Annotated in this window: 17 protein-coding genes; 12 read left to right on the top strand and 5 right to left on the bottom strand. The window is 60.0% G+C overall.

What is annotated here, in order from left to right:
• The first annotated feature begins 39 nt into the window (after nt 1-39).
• From IEQ42_RS14755 to IEQ42_RS14745, 3 genes are all read left to right on the top strand, one after another.
• Nucleotides 40-1,635, top strand: a complete 1,596-nt coding sequence (locus IEQ42_RS14755) for a GMC family oxidoreductase (protein ID WP_210704009.1) — start codon at nt 40-42, stop codon at nt 1,633-1,635.
• A gap of 115 nt (nt 1,636-1,750) precedes the next feature.
• Nucleotides 1,751-2,230 (top strand): pantetheine-phosphate adenylyltransferase, encoded by a 480-nt coding sequence (coaD, locus tag IEQ42_RS14750; RefSeq protein WP_003229157.1) that lies wholly within the window; start codon nt 1,751-1,753, stop codon nt 2,228-2,230.
• Nucleotides 2,231-2,332: 102 nt separating this feature from the next.
• Nucleotides 2,333-2,584 (top strand): YfhL family 4Fe-4S dicluster ferredoxin, encoded by a 252-nt coding sequence (locus tag IEQ42_RS14745; protein ID WP_003195146.1) that lies wholly within the window; start codon nt 2,333-2,335, stop codon nt 2,582-2,584.
• A gap of 149 nt (nt 2,585-2,733) precedes the next feature.
• On the opposite strand, the gene IEQ42_RS14740 is transcribed toward IEQ42_RS14745, so the two are convergent.
• The 3 genes from IEQ42_RS14740 to IEQ42_RS14730 all read right to left on the bottom strand — a co-directional run bounded on the left by IEQ42_RS14740 (nt 2,734) and on the right by IEQ42_RS14730 (nt 4,765).
• Complete coding sequence (locus tag IEQ42_RS14740; protein ID WP_210704008.1) at nt 2,734-3,057, bottom strand: multidrug transporter; 324 nt, start codon at nt 3,055-3,057, stop codon at nt 2,734-2,736.
• A 70-nt stretch (nt 3,058-3,127) separates the two neighbouring features.
• Complete coding sequence (gene mutM, locus IEQ42_RS14735) at nt 3,128-3,940, bottom strand: bifunctional DNA-formamidopyrimidine glycosylase/DNA-(apurinic or apyrimidinic site) lyase (protein WP_210704007.1); 813 nt, start codon at nt 3,938-3,940, stop codon at nt 3,128-3,130.
• A 12-nt stretch (nt 3,941-3,952) separates the two neighbouring features.
• Nucleotides 3,953-4,765 carry an HDOD domain-containing protein gene (locus tag IEQ42_RS14730; protein WP_210704136.1) on the bottom strand — a complete coding sequence of 271 codons (813 nt, stop codon included), beginning with the start codon at nt 4,763-4,765 and terminating at the stop codon, nt 3,953-3,955.
• A gap of 228 nt (nt 4,766-4,993) precedes the next feature.
• On the opposite strand from IEQ42_RS14730, the gene IEQ42_RS14725 reads away from it, so the two are divergent.
• The 6 genes from IEQ42_RS14725 to ilvD all read left to right on the top strand — a co-directional run bounded on the left by IEQ42_RS14725 (nt 4,994) and on the right by ilvD (nt 12,728).
• Nucleotides 4,994-5,533 carry a type 1 glutamine amidotransferase domain-containing protein gene (locus tag IEQ42_RS14725; protein WP_210704006.1) on the top strand — a complete coding sequence of 180 codons (540 nt, stop codon included), beginning with the start codon at nt 4,994-4,996 and terminating at the stop codon, nt 5,531-5,533.
• 173 nt (nt 5,534-5,706) lie between these two features.
• Nucleotides 5,707-6,903 carry a class I SAM-dependent rRNA methyltransferase gene (locus IEQ42_RS14720; RefSeq protein WP_042561574.1) on the top strand — a complete coding sequence of 399 codons (1,197 nt, stop codon included), beginning with the start codon at nt 5,707-5,709 and terminating at the stop codon, nt 6,901-6,903.
• Nucleotides 6,904-7,356: 453 nt separating this feature from the next.
• On the top strand, nt 7,357-8,430 hold the full coding sequence (locus IEQ42_RS14715) for a SagB family peptide dehydrogenase (protein ID WP_210704005.1): 1,074 nt from the start codon (nt 7,357-7,359) through the stop codon (nt 8,428-8,430).
• Complete coding sequence (locus IEQ42_RS14710; RefSeq protein WP_210704004.1) at nt 8,427-9,404, top strand: diiron oxygenase; 978 nt, start codon at nt 8,427-8,429, stop codon at nt 9,402-9,404. The genes IEQ42_RS14715 and IEQ42_RS14710 overlap by 4 nt, the downstream gene beginning before the upstream one ends.
• On the top strand, nt 9,397-10,629 hold the full coding sequence (locus IEQ42_RS14705) for an MFS transporter (RefSeq protein ID WP_210704003.1): 1,233 nt from the start codon (nt 9,397-9,399) through the stop codon (nt 10,627-10,629). Before IEQ42_RS14710 ends, IEQ42_RS14705 begins: the two co-directional genes overlap by 8 nt.
• A gap of 257 nt (nt 10,630-10,886) precedes the next feature.
• Nucleotides 10,887-12,728, top strand: coding sequence for a dihydroxy-acid dehydratase (ilvD, locus tag IEQ42_RS14700; RefSeq protein WP_210704002.1), 1,842 nt, complete (start codon nt 10,887-10,889; stop codon nt 12,726-12,728).
• 187 nt (nt 12,729-12,915) lie between these two features.
• Here the strand turns inward: ilvD and IEQ42_RS14695 are convergent, their stop codons facing one another.
• On the bottom strand, nt 12,916-13,977 hold the full coding sequence (locus IEQ42_RS14695) for an HAD family hydrolase (RefSeq protein ID WP_210704001.1): 1,062 nt from the start codon (nt 13,975-13,977) through the stop codon (nt 12,916-12,918).
• Between the two features lie 243 nt (nt 13,978-14,220).
• Between IEQ42_RS14695 and IEQ42_RS14690 the strand changes: the two genes are divergently transcribed.
• A complete protein-coding gene (locus IEQ42_RS14690) occupies nt 14,221-15,609 on the top strand; it encodes an L-cystine transporter (RefSeq protein ID WP_150593570.1) in 1,389 nt (462 codons plus the stop codon).
• A gap of 124 nt (nt 15,610-15,733) precedes the next feature.
• Here IEQ42_RS14690 and IEQ42_RS14685 read toward each other — a convergent pair whose 3' ends face one another.
• Complete coding sequence (locus IEQ42_RS14685; RefSeq protein ID WP_210704000.1) at nt 15,734-16,252, bottom strand: dihydrofolate reductase; 519 nt, start codon at nt 16,250-16,252, stop codon at nt 15,734-15,736.
• Nucleotides 16,253-16,337: 85 nt separating this feature from the next.
• Between IEQ42_RS14685 and IEQ42_RS14680 the strand changes: the two genes are divergently transcribed.
• Entirely contained in the window at nt 16,338-17,711 is a 1,374-nt protein-coding gene (locus IEQ42_RS14680; protein WP_210703999.1) for a DUF2868 domain-containing protein, read from the top strand.
• On the top strand, nt 17,704-19,089 hold the full coding sequence (locus IEQ42_RS14675; RefSeq protein ID WP_210703998.1) for a GTPase/DUF3482 domain-containing protein: 1,386 nt from the start codon (nt 17,704-17,706) through the stop codon (nt 19,087-19,089). The genes IEQ42_RS14680 and IEQ42_RS14675 overlap by 8 nt, the downstream gene beginning before the upstream one ends.
• The last annotated feature ends 179 nt before the right edge of the window (nt 19,090-19,268 follow it).

Raw genomic sequence — 19,268 nt, 5'->3', positions numbered from 1 at the left:
GCACAGTCGAATCAAAAAATAATAAAGAGAGCCTGATCGATGCCCGTACCCGACCCCTTCCGCGAAGGCCTCGCCCGAGGCTGGAAAACCTACAATGGCGCGCAACTGGCCGATGATCTGACCCTTGAGGCCGACGTCGCGATCATCGGCAGCGGTGCCGGTGGCGGCACCACCGCGGAAATCCTCAGCGCCGCCGGCTATAAAGTGCTGCTGATCGAAGAAGGCCCACTGAAAACCAGCTCCGACTTCAAAATGCTTGAGGACAAGGCTTACAGCAGCCTCTATCAGGAAGGCATCGGCCGCATGAGCAAGGACGGCGCGATCACCATCCTGCAGGGCCGCGCGGTCGGCGGCACGACGCTGATCAACTGGACATCGAGCTTCCGCACGCCAAAGCCAACCCTCGAACACTGGGCCACCGAGCACAACGTCAAGGGTCACAGCCCTGCCGACATGGCGCCATGGTTCGAAAAAATGGAGCAGCGCCTCGGCGTCGCGCCGTGGATGGTTCCACCGAACCCCAACAACGACGTGATCCGCAAAGGCTGCGAGCAACTCGGCTATAGCTGGCATGTGATTCCGCGCAATGTGCGCGGCTGCTGGAACCTCGGCTACTGCGGTATGGGCTGCCCGACCAACGCCAAGCAATCGATGATGGTCACGACCATTCCGGCGACCCTGGAAAAGGGCGGCGAACTGCTGTACCTCGCCCGCGCGGAAAAACTGCTGATCAACGGCGACAAAGTGACCGGCCTGCACTGCGTGGCCATGGATGAACGCTGCGTCGAGCCGACCGGACGCAAAATCATCGTCAAGGCGCGGCATTACATATTGGCCGGCGGCGGTATCAACAGTCCGGCCCTGCTGCTGCGCTCCGACGCGCCGGATCCGCATCAGCGAGTGGGCAAACGCACGTTTCTGCACTTGGTGAACATGTCCGCCGGACGCTTCGACGAGGTGATCAATCCTTTTTACGGTGCGCCGCAATCGATCTACTCCGACCACTTCCAATGGAACAACGGTGTCACCGGGCCGATAGGTTACAAACTGGAAGTGCCGCCATTGCACCCGGCGCTGGCGGCCACGCTGCTGGGCGGATTTGGTCAGGAGAGCGCGCAGCACATGGCCGATCTCCCACACACCCACGCGATGCTGGCGTTATTGCGCGACGGTTTCCACCCGGACAGCCCGGGCGGCAACGTCGAGTTGCGCGGCGACGGCTCGCCGGTGCTCGACTATCAGGTTTCGCCTTACACCTGGGAAGGCTTGCGCCGCGCGTTCCACAACATGGCCGAGATCCAGTTCGCCGGTGGCGCCAAAGCGGTGATGCCAATGCACGCCGACGCGCGTTACGTGAAGACGCTGGCCGAGGCGCGCAGCCTGATCGAAGGTTTGCGCCTTGAGTTGTATCGCACACGGCTGGGCAGCGCCCACGTCATGGGCGGCTGCGCGATGGGTGAAGATCCGAAAACCGCGGTCACCGACAGCCTTGGCCGCCATCATCAACTGAGCAATCTGTCGATTCATGACGGCTCGCTATTCCCCACCAGCATTGGCGCCAACCCGCAATTGTCGGTGTACGGTCTGACTGCGCAATTGGCCACTTCCCTCGCCGATCGGCTGAAAAATCCGTGAAAAAGCAGGATATTCCGATCGTCTATAGTGCTTTCTTACCCAACAGGCGACTTGGCCGACCGGGACGGCTGCGATACCATCCGACTCCCCAACGGACTCCCGCCAGGACGACGCGATGAACCGAGTGTTGTACCCAGGTACCTTCGACCCTATTACCAAGGGCCATGGCGATCTGGTCGAACGCGCCTCGCGCCTGTTCGATCACGTGATCATTGCGGTCGCCGCCAGCCCCAAGAAGAACCCGCTGTTCCCGCTGGAACAACGAGTAGAACTGGCTCGTGAGGTCACCAAACACCTGCCGAACGTGGAAGTGGTCGGTTTCTCGACGCTGCTGGCGCACTTCGCCAAAGAGCAGAACGCCAATGTCTTCCTGCGTGGTTTGCGCGCAGTGTCGGACTTCGAATACGAGTTCCAGCTGGCCAACATGAACCGCCAGTTGGCGCCGGATGTGGAGAGCCTGTTTCTAACCCCGTCCGAGCGTTATTCGTTCATTTCCTCGACGCTGGTGCGGGAAATCGCCGCGCTGGGTGGCGATATCAGCAAGTTCGTTCACCCGGCCGTGGCCGATGCCCTGACCCTGCGCTTCAAGAAGTAACGACCGTTCAAACGGCGCCCGCGTGCACTGCGGGCGCCAATGCGGCACAATTGCGCGCATTGGTTTATAGCGCCCGGGCCTACCGCCCCGGCTGGAGTTAGCATGTCCCTGATCATCACCGACGATTGCATCAACTGCGACGTCTGCGAACCCGAGTGCCCGAACGCCGCCATTTCCCAAGGCGAAGAGATCTACGTGATCGACCCGAATCTGTGCACCCAGTGCGTCGGCCACTACGACGAACCGCAGTGCCAGCAGGTCTGCCCGGTAGATTGCATTCCACTGGACGAAGCGCATCCAGAGACTGAAGAACAGTTGATGGAGAAGTACCGCAAGATCACCGGCAAGGCCTGAGTTCTTCAGCGCCGCTGGCGACGCCATCGCGGCAAGCCCGCTCCCACAGGGTTCTGTGGTGGAACACAAATTGTGTGAACACCAAAACCTTGTGGGAGCTGGCTTGCCCGCGACGAGGCCATCGGCAACACCGCAAAACCCGGATCAGCTCACTCGCGCTGCTCAAAACCCTCCCCGACACACCCCAGACACCGCACAAACGCTGCCCTCGCCGGATCAACCACCAGCGCCTGCCCTGCATCGCCAACTCCGCCACCCAGCGCGGTAAACGGCAACGACACCACAAACGCCCCCGCACCGATCACCGTCGCCACCACCAACAAAGGTCGGGCGATCAGCAAGTCGCCAAGCATGGCGTAGGCCGGTGGGTTCTGGATGGTGTAACGCGGATCACCGCTGCCGGTTTCCGTGGCCTGGACAGCCAGACTGGAACACAGCAGCAGTGCGGCACAGAGGACTTGCAGGGATTTCATGGCACGATCCTTCGGGCTAGGCAGTGAGACAACTCACTATAGACCGTAGGATGTTTTCGAACGGTTTGCCTCAGCTCTGACAGCGCGGACAGAAGACACTGGCGCGCTGGCCAAGCTTCACCTCGCGCAGCCCGGTGCCGCAGACCTTGCAGTGTTCACCACCACGGCCATAGACAAACAGCTCCTGCTGGAAATACCCCGGTTGCCCGTCGCCGCCGATAAAATCACGCAACGTGGTGCCGCCACGCTCGATGGCGGCGGCAAGGATGCGTTTGATCTCGATCGCCAGTTTCAGATAACGCGTCCGGGAAATGCCCCCGGCCTCGCGACGCGGATCAATCCCGGCGGCGAACAGCGCTTCGGTCGCATAGATATTGCCGACCCCGACTACCACCGCGTTGTCCATGATGAACGGCTTGACCGCCATGGAGCGTCCGCGCGACAGCTTAAACAACCGTTCACCGTCGAACAGATCGGTCAACGGCTCCGGCCCGAGACGAATCAGCAATTCGTGATTGAGTGGATCGGCACTCCAAAGCATCGCGCCGAAACGCCGTGGATCGGTGTAGCGCAGGGCCAAACCGGATTCCAGTTCGATATCGACATGCTCATGCTTTAGCGCCGGCAACCCGACCTCGACCAGGCGCAAATTACCCGACATGCCCAGATGGCTGATCAACGTGCCGACTTCTGCATTGATCAGCAGATACTTGGCCCGCCGCTCGACCAGCACGATGCGCTGGCCCGACAGGCGCACATCGAGGTCGTCGGGGATCGGCCAGCGCAGCCGGCGGTCGCGCACGATCACACGGCTGACGCGCTGGCCTTCCAGATGCGGAGCAATGCCCCGGCGGGTGGTTTCGACTTCCGGCAATTCAGGCATGGCGTCCTCGAATCAATGCGCGCCGAGGTCGCGGATCGTTTGTTTTAGGGATTCGAAGTCGTATTCCGACAGGCCGACATAATCAAGCACCAACGGGCCGACCGCGTTCCATTCGAAATCTTCGGTCTGGTTGCCCAGTACCCGATAGGACGCGCAAATGTGCTCGGCCATCTTGAGGATCGCCAGCAGGTTCTTCAGTTGACTGTTGCGGGACGACTCGTCGCTGAAAATCGCCAGCGCATTGTGGTGGTTGGCGATCGCTGCACTGACGTGTTCCGGCAGGCGCCAGGACTTGGCCGTGTAGTAGCCGACCACGGCATGGTTAGTGTTGAACGCGTTGTTTTCGGTGTCCACCACCCGGCATTCGGCACTGGCCTGGGCGTAGGCTTTTTCCAGAACCGACATGTAATTGGGGAAGCGCTGCAGCATCAACGGCACCCCGCAATCATGGAACAGGCCCAAGGCGTAGGCTTCGTCGCCGGCCTGAGTGCCGATGCGCTTGGCCAGCGTCAGGCACGTCATCGCTACGTCCTGGGCGGTATCCCAGAAACGGTTGAGCGTGACGATGGTGTCATCGTTCATCTCGCCCTTGATCGACTGCGCGTTGATCAGGTTGATGATCGAACGACTGCCCAACAGGTTCACCGCACGCTGGATCGAAGTGATCTTGTTGCTCAAGCCGTAATACGGCGAGTTGACGATTTTCAGCAGCGAGCCGGAGAGGCCAGGATCCTGGGCGATCAGTTTGGCGATCACCTCCAGGTCCGGGTCAGGCATGTACTGCTCCATTTGCAGATCCACCATGATCTGCGGCTGCGCGGGCACGCTGATGCCTTGCAGGGATTGTTGGATCTGTTCGGCGGTCAGCTCTTGGGACATAAGTACACACTCTGGGACAGGCGGCGATTCTACCCTCTAAAAACCGCAGGACGACACACCAGTGGGCAATTGTCAGGAACTTTCATTCAAGCGCCGGCTTCGGATTCATTAGTGCCCAACGGATCATTCAGGTCCCATGAGGCGGTAAATTCCCACAGACTCAGGAGCTTATCGATGGCTACTCAACTCAACGGCAAGCGCGTCGCTTTTTTGGTTACTGATGGTTTCGAACAGGTTGAATTGACAGGTCCCAAGCAAGCGCTCGAACAGGCCGGCGCTCAGGTCGACATCCTTTCGGCCGAAGAAGGCACGGTCAAAGGCTGGAACCATGACAAACCGGCGGATGACTTCAAGGTCGACCGGACCTTCCAGGCCGCCAACAGCGAGCAATATGACGCGATCGTATTGCCCGGTGGCGTACAGAATTCCGACACCATCCGCATCGACCAGGATGCCCAGCACCTGGTCAAGACAGGCACCTCGGCCGGCAAACCGATTGCGGTGATCTGCCATGGCGGCTGGCTGTTGATTTCGGCGGGGCTGGTGAATGGCAAAACCATGACCAGCTACAAGACGCTCAAGGATGATCTGGTGAACGCCGGCGCCAACTGGGTCGATCAGGAAGTGGTCAAAGACGGCCACTTGATCAGCAGCCGGCAGCCTGATGATATTCCGGCGTTCAGTCGTGAGTTGATCGGCGCGCTGTCGGCCTAGCATTCCTTAACGCTTGCGCGAGCAATCTCGCTCCCACAGGGGATTTGTGATCACCACAAGCCCGCTGTGAGAGCGAGCCTGCTCGCGAAGGCGTCATCAGCGTTTCATCGCACGCCAAACCCGGCACAAGTCTCAACACGCTATACTCCCGCTCTTTTTTCCGGAGCGACGTCATGTCCCTGCCTAGCTTGCGCCTCAAAGCCAACGCCGACCGTCGCCTGCGCGCCGGTCACCTGTGGGTCTACAGCAACGAAATCGATGTAGCCGCCACGCCACTGCACGGCTTCAATGCCGGCGATCAGGCGATCCTCGAAGCTGCCGGCGGCAAGCCGCTGGGCATCGTGGCGATGAGCCCGAACAACCTGATCTGTGCCCGCCTGCTGTCGCGCGACACCAAGGTGATGCTGGACAAATCCCTGCTGGTGCATCGCCTCAACGTAGCGCTGTCGCTGCGTGATCGCCTGTTCGACAAGCCGTTCTATCGTCTGGTGTACGGTGATTCCGACCTGCTGCCAGGTCTGGTCGTTGACCGTTTCGGCGACATCCTCGTGGTCCAGATCGCCTCGGCGACCATGGAAGCGCATAAAGATGACGTGATCGCCGCACTGACCCAAGTGCTCAAGCCAAGCGGCATTCTGTTCAAGAACGATTCCGCTGCGCGTGACGCCGAAGGCCTCAACCGCTACGTCGAGACCGTATTCGGTCTGGTACCGGAATGGGTCGCGCTGGAAGAGAACGGCGTGAAGTTCGAAGCGCCGGTCATTCAGGGTCAGAAAACCGGTTGGTTCTATGACCACCGCATGAATCGCGCACGCCTGGCGCCGTATGCCAAAGGCAAGCGTGTACTCGACCTCTATAGCTACATCGGTGGCTGGGGCGTGCAGGCTGCCGCGTTCGGCGCCAGCGAAGTGTTCTGCGTCGATGCCTCGGCCTTCGCCCTTGATGGGGTCGAGCGCAACGCTGCATTGAACGGCTTCGCCGACAAGATGACCTGCATCGAAGGCGATGTCTTCGAAGCCTTGAAAGAGCTGAAGGCAAGCGAAGAACGTTTCGACGTGATCGTGGCCGACCCGCCAGCGTTCATCAAACGCAAGAAAGACATGAAGAACGGCGAAGGTGCTTACCGTCGTCTGAACGAGCAAGCCATGCGCCTGCTCAACAAGGACGGCATTCTGGTCAGCGCATCGTGCTCGATGCACCTGCCGGAAGACGATCTGCAAAACATCCTGCTGACCAGCGCCCGCCACCTGGACCGCAACATCCAGTTGCTGGAGCGCGGCGGTCAGGGCCCGGATCACCCGGTCCACCCGGCGATCGCCGAAACCCGCTACATCAAGAGCATCACCTGCCGCCTGCTGCCTAACAGCTGATCAATGCGGATGACGGGGAGCCACCAGGCTCCCCGTTTGCTTTACGCCTGAATCTGACGGCCAATCAACATACTTTTACCTTCGTCATTGCGACTTCCTACACTTGCGTCCGACTGACGTGCAGGACGTTTCCTTACGCCTTTAAATTATTGAAACTTGCCCTACAAAGTCCATCTCCTTCTAAAGATCGCTCCGACAAAATTACTGGAATATTCCTACTTAATATCCACTTGCCAATAATCCATTACAAACTATTATGAAGTTGTCACCACGAGGTGACTTCGCTTATCAATGAACAAGGAGTTCACATCATGAAAAACATTTCTCTGGAAACCAACAAAATCGCAAACCTGGCTTTTCTGGTTGCGCCTAAAGTCCGTTAAATAAGTCTGGACGCTGCGGAGTGCCGGCCCCTCGGCGTCCTTTCGACTTTTTCCAGAGTGAATGAACCCCATGTACATCAACCCTTATTTGTTTATATTGCCGCGCTCGCCCGGACAAATAGTCTGGAACTACAAAGATCACACCCAATATGAACTCGACCTGAATTATGCGTCACGCCTTACCCAACTAATAAATAATCCCGACTTATTCGACACACACAACATCATAGACACACAACTATTAAACACGGGCATTCTATCCGTTTCAAAACCAGACAACCCGCACTGGGGTTGGGATGAGCTGTCGAAGATTTATCATATCGGCACGCAAAACATTCCCTGCGAACATACCCCACAGAATATTCAAGAGTGGTCCAGGCAATACCTGGCGCACTGCAACGAAGTGCTGGCCACCCCGCCGCCCGCAAAAAGCCGTCCGCAACACGAGGCTGCACAGCGCATCGCCTTGCCCGACCCTGGCGAATTGAGCGACGACAGCCTGGCTAACGCACTGCTCCAGCGAAAAACCTGTCGCTCCTTTACGGGTGCAGCGATGACGCTCAATAACGTCAGCACCTTGCTTTACCTGACTCTCGGTTACCTGCGCGAGCGCGACACTGTTCGGGATGACAGCATCGCCGAAGGCCTGGGCGCACGCCGCAGCAGTCCCTCCGGCGGTGGCCTGAACGCATGCGAAGGTTTTCTGCTGGTGCAGAACGTCGACGACGTTGCTCCCGGCATTTATGCCTATCACCCCGACGAACACTCCATCAGTCGAGTCAATCCATTGCCGTCATCGGCACTGGGCCATTTGCTCGGCGGCCAGCATTTCATCAACAACCTGCCGCTGGGATTGTTCATCACGGCGCGATTCGATCGACTTTGGTGGAAGTATGGGCACTCCCGCGCCTATCGCATGGCGTTCGTGGAGGCCGGTCACCTCTCACAAACCTTTCAACTGGTTGCCACAGCACTTGGCCTGAACACCTGGTTGACCGGCGCGTTTGCCGACGAGCAAGTCGAAGCACACCTCGAACTCGGGGGAAGCGCCGAACAGCCATTGTTCTTTGTCGGCTGCGGGGAAAGCGACGGACAGGCGATGTGCCAGGAACTGCGCGAACTGTTGCGCGAGGCCCAGGCATGACTCTCCTCAGTGCCGATCCGAGCGAAGCGCCAGTCTCCTGGGCGCTCAAATTCACCTTGGGGGACTGGGACAACCGAGCCTCGGTCCGAACCAGCACTCATGACTATCAGTTGCCAGACGATGTGCAGCAACAACTGGAAAGCCGTTACTGGTTTCCACCGGACTTCCTGCCCTACCTGTCGCATCCCGCCATTCAAGCAGCAGGGCGTGACGTACTGCATCGGCTGACGGCCAATCATCTGGTGCACTTCCTCGACTACACCACCCTGCTGGAACACCGCATCGTCAATCGCGCGGTAGAAGTCATCATCCACCGGGAACTGCCGATTCATGTGTCTCAAGCCATGAAGCATGCAGCGCTGCAGCTCTATACCGACGAGGGCTATCACGCGCTGTTTTCGAATCGTCTCGCCGATCAGATCGCCGGGTTCTACGGGATCATCGGGCGTCCGGCGATGCCAAAGCGGATTGTGCGCATGAACGCCCTGATCGCCCGCACTTCGGAGAAAAACCGCCCACTGGCATGGTTTCTCCTCGGCTTCGTCTCGGAAACCATCATTGCCCAAGAGCTGCTGGAGGTCTGTCGCAACAGTCTGGTGTCCAGCGTGAACGACATGCTGCGCGATCATCTGGCCGACGAAGCCCGCCACAGCCGCTACTTCGCCGAAGTGTTCCATTACCTGTGGCTGGCCTTGAACAATCGCCAGCGAACCTTCGCCTCCAGATCGCTATTGGAGATCATCGGGATGTTCTTCGAAGCCGACGAGCGCTGGTTGCAACAGAGCCTGCGTGGAGCAGGCATCACCGACAGCGCCGTGACCGACATCATCGCCAGCGTAACGGCGCCGCAAGCCACTCGACGGCGCGCACGCTCAGGTGCCACCGCGACACTGGACGCACTGAAAAGAGCCGGTTTTTTTGCGTGGCCCACCAACCAGCAACGCTTCGCCAAGGCAGGATTGATCGATGGATAAGGGGCAATCAGTGGTAACCGCCAGACAACGCCGTGGCGCGGTCAGCCTGTTGCTGGCGATGGTGCTGCTCGGCGTGTTTCCTCTGGATGTTCTGCTGCCTTCATTTCCGGCACTGGCTGAACACTTTCGCAACACGCCCACAGACATTGCGCTGTCGATCAGTCTGTTCGCCGTGGGAATCGCGTTTGCTCAGGTTTCGATCGGGCCACTGTCCGACGTGATCGGGCGCAAGGGCTTGCTGCTCGCAGGCATGATCGTATCGATACTCGGCGCGCTTGGTTGCGTGATGACGAGCGACTACTCGCTGTTCCTGATGTTTCGAGTAGTGCAGGCCGTGGGCTGCGGGTGTTTTGTGCTGTCACAGGCGCTGGTGCAGGATTTGTTCGAGGGTAAAGAACGTGATCGTCTGCGCATCCTGATGGTCACGGCGAGCGGAGTCTTTATTTCGGTGTCGCCGCTGGCCGGCACCTTTCTGCAAGCCACTCTCGGCTGGCGCGGCAGTTTCTGGGTCTTCATTGCGCTGGCGGCCGTGGTATTCATCAAAGCCTGGCTGCTTCTGGACAACAGTCGTCCGGCCAGCAACGGCGAAGGCTTGGGTTTCATTCAGTCCTACCGACGGGTGCTGGGAAGTTTCGAGTTCGTCGGCTATTGGCTGATATCAGCGTTCGCCTTTGCCTGCCACTTCTCGTTCATCGTGATCTCGCCGCTGATTTTCATGGATCAATTGCAACTGGCGCCGTACGACTTTGCGCTGATCCTGCTGATTTACGGTGCGGCCTACATTGCCGGGGGCATCATCGCTTCGGTGCTGAATCGACGCATCACGCCCGGCCGGCAAATCATTATCGGGCTGAGTCTGATCCTGCTGTCGGGGCTGCTGACGCTGTATCTGGCGGCCCATCATGCGTTGACCCCGATTGCGGTGCTGATCCCGATGCTGATGTGTACCGCTGGCACGACCATCTCCCGGCCAGCCGCCACTTCTCGGGCCATGGGTCTGTTTCCCGATAACGCCGGCACCTCGGCCTCGGCCGGCAGCACCATTATCTTCATTTGCGCAGGATTGATCAGCGCGCTGATAAGCCTCAGTCCTGCCAATCTGCAATCCACGCTGGGCTACAGTTTCGTGCTGCTCAGTTGCGTGGCGCTGGCATTGAACGGTGGTATCAGCCGTCGAGCAAGAAACCCTAAGGCCAACGCGATCGTGCAGCCGGGGAGCGATTAATCCTGCCGGTCGTCACGCAACAGGCACCGCCGGCACTGCAACAACACTTTGCGCCATTCCCTCCAGACGCCAGCGGTGTAGAATCGCTTCATTCATCGCCATTCATCCCCCGGCGGGTTTATGAGCTCAGGCTGAGGCAAGCGGCGATCCCGCAAAGTCATCGGCAACTTCCGGACACACGGCCATTTCTGAGTGTTCCAGACGTCAATAGAAGCTCTCTCCCCTTTTGATACCTGATTAGCCGCCCGGAGTGCTCCATGCCTGATTACCGTTCGAAAACATCCACCCACGGCCGCAACATGGCCGGCGCCCGCGCACTGTGGCGCGCCACCGGAATGAAGGATGACGACTTCAAAAAGCCGATCATCGCCATTGCCAACTCGTTCACCCAGTTTGTACCGGGCCATGTGCACCTGAAGGATCTGGGCCAGCTGGTCGCCCGTGAAATCGAACGCGCCGGTGGCGTGGCCAAGGAATTCAACACCATCGCCGTGGATGACGGCATCGCCATGGGCCACGACGGCATGCTCTATTCGCTGCCGAGCCGCGAAATCATCGCCGACTCCGTCGAGTACATGGTCAACGCCCACTGCGCCGACGCCATTGTCTGCATCTCCAACTGCGACAAGATCACCCCGGGCATGTTGATGGCTGCGTTGCGCCTGAACATTCCGGTGATCTTCGTTTCCGGCGGGCCGATGGAAGCCGGCAAGACCAAACTCGCGTCCCACGGCCTCGACCTCGTCGATGCCATGGTCATCGCCGCCGACGCCAGCGCTTCTGACGAGAAAGTCGCTGAATACGAGCGCAGCGCCTGCCCTACCTGCGGCTCGTGCTCCGGCATGTTCACCGCCAACTCGATGAACTGCCTGACCGAAGCCCTCGGTCTTGCACTGCCGGGCAACGGTTCGACCCTCGCTACCCACAGCGACCGCGAACAACTGTTCCTGCAGGCCGGCCGCACCATCGTCGAGCTGTGCAAGCGCTACTACACAGAGGACGACGAGTCGGTATTGCCGCGCAACATCGCCAATTTCAAGGCGTTCGAGAACGCGATGATGCTCGACATCGCCATGGGCGGTTCGACCAACACCATCCTGCATTTGCTGGCGGCTGCCCAGGAAGCCGAGATAGATTTCGACCTGCGCGACATCGACCGTCTTTCCCGCGTCGTGCCGCAGCTGTGCAAGGTCGCGCCGAACATCCAGAAGTACCACATGGAAGATGTGCACCGTGCCGGCGGCATCTTCAGCATCCTCGGTTCGCTGGCCCGTGGCGGCCTGCTGCACACCGACCTGCCGACCGTGCACAGCCGCAGCATGGAAGAAGCCATCGCCAAGTGGGACATCACCCAGACTGACGATGAAGCCGTGCATCACTTCTTCAAGGCGGGCCCGGCGGGCATCCCGACCCAGACTGCATTCAGCCAGTCGACACGTTGGGAAAGCCTCGATGACGACCGTGAAAACGGCTGCATCCGCAGCTTCGAGCACGCCTATTCGAAAGAAGGTGGCCTGGCCGTACTCTACGGCAACATCGCGCTCGATGGCTGCGTGGTGAAAACCGCTGGCGTCGACGAGTCGATCCACGTGTTCGAAGGCAACGCGAAGATCTTCGAAAGCCAGGACAGCGCCGTACGCGGCATCCTCGCCGACGAAGTGAAGGAAGGCGACATCGTCATCATTCGCTACGAAGGCCCGAAAGGTGGCCCGGGCATGCAGGAAATGCTCTACCCGACCTCGTACCTGAAATCCAAAGGCCTGGGCAAAGCTTGCGCCCTGCTTACCGACGGCCGTTTCTCCGGCGGTACCTCAGGGCTGTCCATCGGCCACGCTTCGCCAGAAGCCGCGGCCGGCGGTGCAATCGGTCTGGTGCAGGATGGCGACAAGGTGCTGATCGACATTCCAAATCGCTCGATCAACCTGTTGGTCAGCGACGAAGAACTGTCCGCACGCCGGGTCGAGCAGGACAAGAAAGGCTGGAAACCGGTGGAAATCCGTCCACGCAAAGTCACCACCGCCCTGAAGGCCTACGCCCTGCTGGCGACCAGTGCCGACAAGGGTGCTGTGCGTAACAAGGCGATGCTCGACGGACTGTAAGCCGCGATAGCAAAAACAAAAATGCCCCGCCAAAGTGCGGGGCATTTTTTTGTCTGGCAACAACCTCCCAAACTGCCCACCCTGTGGGAGCGAGCCTGCTCGCGAATGCGGCATGTCAGTAATAGAGATGGCGGCTGACACTACGCTTTCGCGAGCACGCTCGCTCCCACATTGGATCAGTGTGAGGTTACTGAATGTCTTCCGGTTTAACGATCACCCAGTTCTTGTCCGCCGTCACCGGCAACCCTTCCTTGGCCTGCGCCGCCGCATGTTTGGCCATCATGCCGTTGATTTGCGTCATGTACTTGTCCTTGCGGTTGATCCACAAGTGAATACCACCCTTGGCCACGTCGACATCGTGGAACAGCATGTAGCCGTCGCTGGTGGGCGTATCGCCGCCGACCAGTACCGGTTTTTTCCACTCATCGATGTAGGTCAGGATCGCTGCATGCTTGCCGGCCATCCAGGTCGCTGGCGTCCACAGGTACGGGGTCAGTTCCAGACCGAGATTGGCCTTCTCGTCGTATTTGCCCGCCGTGATTTGCTTGCGTGCAGTGGTCAGCTCGTTGGTTTCGCGGTTCTTCAGCAGCAGACTTACGCCGATGACATTTTGCGGTTTGACGTTGTAGCCGTACTTGGGATCCGCCGCGACCATGCGCACCAGTTCTTCAGAGGCGGCGGTCATCACGTAGACCTCGATGCCGTTCTCCATCAGCTTGTTGTACAGCTCTTGCTGGCCGGTAAAGATCTTCGGCGGATTGACGTCGAGCTTCTTGACCACATCGCCTTCGTAATACGTGGCCGGCACCGGTTTGCCCGAGGCCATCAGCTCATCGACGTAGCCTTTGAGCTCCTTGAGGGTGAAGCCGGAGAACACCTGCGCCACCCACGGGTAGCAGACCATGTCGTCGACTTCGCAGAGACGATAGTAGTAACTGAACAGGCTTTCCTTGTGGTCGGCGGTGTCCTTGAACGGCATCAGTTTCAGGGAGGGGTCGAGTTTGTCGCGGGTGATCAGGCCCTTGTTTTCCATGAACGGCAACAAGGACTCTTCGAGGTCGTAGCGATAACTGGTGTTGTCCATGTCGAACACCGCGTAGTTACCCTTGTTGGCGTTGGCCGCAATCATCGCGTCCAGCGCCTTGGCCTGATCGGCTGGCCAGTGTTTCAAGTCGGTAGCGAAGGCCTGAGTGGCCAGGCCCATCCCTACAGTCAGTGCGACAGCCAGAAATTTCGGTGCGAACTTCATCGACGCTTTCTCCCTGATCTAAAAAACATCGACGCTAACAAATACGTGTGACAGTCCTCGTCTGTCAGCGACCGCCCCCGCCCCTGTTTGCGCCAAATGCATTGCTGTGAGCGACACACGCTTATTCCAAAAACGACGGACACCATACGTTTTCGGTATTAAATCATTATTTTTCAAGCTGTTAGGCTTGCCGGTTCGCAGCAGCCCCGGAAGGCTGTTGGCAAAGACTGTCCTGGAGTTCTCATGAATCTACCGTTGATTCTCAACCTGCTGGTGTTCCTCGCCCTGCTCTTCGGTCTGGCGCAGACCCGCCACACTTCGTGGAGCCTGGCGAAAAAAGTCCTGCTCGCGCTGGCTCTCGGCGTGGCATTCGGCGTGGCGCTGCACAGCATTTACGGTGCCGGCAACCCGGTGCTGAAAGCTTCGATCGGCTGGTTCGATCTGGTCGGTAACGGCTACGTGCAGTTGCTGCAAATGATCGTCATCCCGCTGGTGTTCGCCTCGATCCTCAGCGCCGTGGCCCGGCTGCACAACGCGTCGTCGTTGGGCAAGATCAGCTTCCTGACCATCGGCACGCTGCTGTTCACCACCGCGATTGCGGCGCTGATCGGTATTGGCCTGACCAACCTGTTCGGCCTCACCGCCGAAGGTCTGGTCGCCGGCACGCAGGAAATGGCTCGCCTGCAAACCATTCAGACTGACTACGCCGGCAAGGTTGCCGACCTGAATGTGCCGCAACTGTTGCTGTCGTTCATCCCGCAAAACCCGTTCGCCGACCTGGCCCGGGCCAAGCCGACCTCAATCATCAGTGTGGTGATTTTCGCGGCGTTCCTGGGGGTTGCCGCACTGCAACTGCTCAAGGATGACGTCGAAAAAGGTCAAAAAGTGATCAACGCCATCGACACCTTGCAAGCCTGGGTGATGCGTCTGGTGCGTCTGGTGATGAAGCTGACCCCGTACGGCGTGCTCGCGCTGATGACCAAAGTCGTCGCCGGTTCCAACCTGCAAGACATCATCAAGCTCGGCAGTTTTGTGGTGGTGTCGTACCTCGGTCTGGGCCTGATGTTTGTCGTCCATGGCTTGCTGGTGTCGGCGGCCGGGATCAACCCGCTGCGTTTCTTCCGCAAGATCTGGCCGGTGCTGACGTTCGCGTTCACCAGCCGTTCCAGTGCAGCGAGCATTCCGCTGAGCATCGAGGCGCAGACCCGTCGTTTGGGTATTCCACAGTCAATCGCCAGTTTCGCCGCGTCGTTCGGTGCGACTATCGGTCAAAACGGCTGCGCAGGTCTGTACCCGGCGATGTTGGCGGTGATGGTTGCGCCAACCGTGGGCATCAACCCGCTGGATCCGCTGTGGATCGCCACGCTGGTAGCGATTGTGACCCTGAGTTCGGCCGGTGTGGCGGGCGTGGGCGGCGGTGCGACGTTCGCAGCGTTGATCGTGCTGCCGGCGATGGGCTTGCCGGTGTCTTTGGTGGCGCTGCTGATTTCGGTTGAGCCGCTGATTGATATGGGGCGTACGGCGTTGAACGTGAGTGGTGCGATCACCGCCGGTGCGATTACCAGCCAGGTGATGCAGCAGACGGATAAAGAACTGCTGGATGCCGATGAGCATGCGCAGCTAGCTAGCTAACTAGCTGCAAGCTGCAAGCTGCAAGCTGCAAGCCAAGAGCCAAGAGCCAAGAGCCAAGAGCCAAGAGCCAAGAGCCAAGAGCCAATCAGCTTTTACTTGCAGCTTGTAGCTTGTAGCTTGTAGCTCAAAGCAGCTCTTTCTCCCAGACTTCGAAGTTGTACGCCGGCTTATCGCCCTCTGCCGGGTTCGGCACATTCGACACCAGTGTCCACTGGTTCAAATCAAACTCCGGAAACCACGCATCGCCTTCAGGGCTCAGCGCCACACGGGTCAGGTACAGACGATCCGCCTGCGCCAGCCCTTGCGCATACAACTGCGCCCCGCCAATCAGCATCAGCTCATCGACGCCCTGCGCTTTCGCCCACTCTTCAGCGCGAACCACCGCCGCTTCCAGCGACGGATAAACCTCGGCACCTTCGAGCACCAGACCGGCCTGACGGCTGACCACGATGTTCAAGCGCCCCGGCAGCGGGCGACCGAGCGAGTCCCAAGTCTTGCGACCCATGATGATCGGCTTGCCAAGGGTCGTGGCCTTGAAGTATTTGAAGTCGCCCGGCAGGTGCCAGGGCATGCTGTTGTCGACGCCGATCACACGGTTTTCACCGAGGGCTGCGATCAGGCTGAGGGGGAGTGATTTAGTCATGTCGGCGAGGATACCAGAGCCTCGCTTACCCCGATAAGCGCCACAGCGGTTATGCTCTCGACTCAATTGAGCGACGGAATGGCGCGTGACTGAACTGACTCCACTGCAAAACCTCTGGCTGACCGAAACCGTGCGCCTGCGCGAAGAACATGCAGGCCCTCTGGATGATCTGGAAGCCAATCGCCTGGCCCGCGCGGCCGGCGGCGATCTGCCGAGCCGCATTCAACGCCGCGCCTTGTGGCTGGCTGAGCGTGACGGGCTGACGGCCGCACTCAAACACTGGCTGCAAGGCGCACGTCTGGCGTTGGTGTTGCTGATGATACTGGCGATGTTGAGTGGCGCCGGTCTGGCGTTCGCCGCGCTGGGCCAGACGCCGGTCAATGTGTTCTGGGCCTTGGGCAGCCTGCTCGGGCTGAACCTGATTCTGCTGCTGAGCTGGGCACTGGGGCTGATTTTTGCCGGCGAACACGGCGCCACCCTCGGGCGACTGTGGTTGTGGCTGAGCGAAAAACTCGCCCGCGACGCTAAAGCCGCGCAACTGGCACCTGCCCTGCTGTTGATGCTGCAGCGCAAGAAACTCAATCGCTGGGCGCTCGGTGCGCTAGTCAACGGCCTGTGGTTGCTGGTAATGCTCAGCGCGTTGGTTCTGCTGCTGACGCTGATGGCGACGCGGCGTTACGGCTTCGTCTGGGAAACAACCCTTCTCAGCGCCGATACCTTCATTCACGTCACCCAGGCCCTCGGTCATCTGCCATCGTTGCTGGGGTTCAACGTGCCGACCGTGGACATGATCCGCGCCAGCGGCGACGGCGCTCTCGATATCGAAAGTGCCCGTCAGGCCTGGGCGACATGGCTGGTCGGCGTGCTGGTGGTCTATGGCGTGCTCCCGCGCCTGATGCTGGCGCTGTTGTGCTTCTGGCGCTGGAACAGCGGCAAAGCGGCACTGCGCCTGGACCTGAACCTGCCCGGCTACGCCCAACTGCGCGAACGCCTGATGCCGAGCAGTGAGCGCCTCGGTGTCAATGATCCGGAGCCTGCGCAGATGCATCGCGTCGAAAGCGGTGTTAGCGAACACGCCAGCGAAGGCGCGTTGCTGGTCGCGATCGAACTCGACGAGCAACGCCCATGGCCGCCCGCGCTGCCGAAAAACGTCAGCAACGCCGGCATTCTCGACAGCCGCGAGTCGCGGCATAAGCTCCTCGAACAACTCAGCCGTTTTCCACCGGCGCGGCTGGCCATCGCCTGCGACCCACAGCGCTCGCCGGATCGCGGCAGCCTCGCGCTGATTGCCGAACTGGCGCGCAGCGCTGGCGAAACGCGCGTTTGGCTACTGCAACCGCCGCCCGGTGCAGCGCTGGATGCCGAACGTCTCGGCGACTGGCACATCGCGCTGCAACAGCTTGAGCTGGAGTTTGCCGACAGCGCGCCGCTGAACTGGCTGGAGACTGGACATGACTGACGCCCGCAAAGCCCCGCTGAAACTGGCAGTGGTCGGCCACACCAACGTCGGCAAGACGTCGCTGCTGCGCACGCTGACCCGCGATGTCGGCTTCGGCGAAGTCTCCCATCGGCCAAGCACCACACGGCATGTCGAGGGCGCGCGGCTGTCGGTGGACGGCGAGCCGCTGCTCGATCTCTATGACACGCCGGGGCTGGAAGACGCCATCGCCCTGCTGGATTTTCTCGAACGTCTGGAGCGCCCCGGCGAACGCCTTGATGGCCCGGCGCGGCTGGCGCGGTTTCTCGACGGCAGCGAGGCACGCCAGCGCTTCGAGCAAGAGGCCAAGGTGCTGCGACAACTGCTCGCCTCGGATGCCGGTTTGTATGTGATCGACGCTCGTGAACCGGTGTTGGCCAAGTATCGCGATGAGCTGGAAGTGCTGGCCAGTTGCGGCAAGCCGCTGCTGCCGGTACTCAATTTCGTCAGCAGTGCCAGCCATCGCGAGCCGGATTGGCGTGAGGCGCTGGCGCGACTGGGTCTGCATGCGCTGGTGCGTTTCGACAGCGTCGCGCCGCCAGAGGATGGCGAGCGGCGGCTGTATGAAAGCCTCGCGCTGCTGCTGGAAAATGCGCGGCCACAACTGGAGCGCTTGATCGCCGATCAACAGGCTCAGCGTCTGGCGCGCCAGCAAAGTGCCGCACGGCTGATCGCAGAATTGCTGATCGACTGCGCTGCGTGCCGACGCAGCGTAGTCAGTGAAGCCGAGCAGGAACAGCAAGCCATCAGCGAATTGCGCAAGGCTGTGCGTCAACGCGAACAGAAGTGCGTCGAGGCGTTGCTCAAGCTGTATGCGTTTCGCCCGCAGGATGCGGCGGCCAGTGATTTGCCGTTGCTGGACGGGCGCTGGGGCGATGACCTGTTCAATCCCGAGACGCTGAAGCAACTCGGTGTACGGGTTGGCGGCGGGATCGCAGCGGGCGCGGCGGCGGGGGCCGGCGTGGATTTGCTGGTCGGCGGGATTACCCTCGGGGCCGCAGCGCTGGCCGGTGCGATTGCGGGTGGCGCGCTGCAAACGGCGCGCAGTTATGGCAGTCGTTTGCTCGGCAAGATCAAAGGGCAACGGGAGTTGACCGTGGACGATGGGGTGTTGCGGTTGTTGGCGTTGCGTCAGCGGCAATTGCTGCTGGCACTTGATCAACGCGGGCATGCAGCGATGGATGCGGTTCAGGTGGCCACACCGCAGGACAAGACCTGGCGCGAAGGCAAGTTGCCCGAGGCGCTAAGCAAGGCGCGGGCGCATCCGCAGTGGTCATCGCTCAATCCGCACGCGAAGTTGAATCAGGGGGAAAGGCAGGAGCAGATCGAGGAGTTGGTTGGAAAGGTGCTTGAGCTTTAGATCGCTACCCCCCTCACCCCAGCCCTCTCCCCCAAGGGGGCGAGGGGGAAAGTGATCTGGCTTAATGATTCTGGACACCCCTAAAGGGCGGTAATCTACGCCCAACGACGAGGTGTGATTTGACCAGACGCTATTTTTCGACAGATTTCAAACGGGATGCGGCTTGCCTGGTTTTGGAT

The organism is Pseudomonas iridis, from assembly GCF_017980685.1.
GTDB lineage: Bacteria > Pseudomonadota > Gammaproteobacteria > Pseudomonadales > Pseudomonadaceae > Aquipseudomonas > Aquipseudomonas iridis.
The sequence above is the reverse complement of the archived record's forward strand: the minus strand, read 5'-3'. Positions and strand labels throughout refer to the sequence as shown.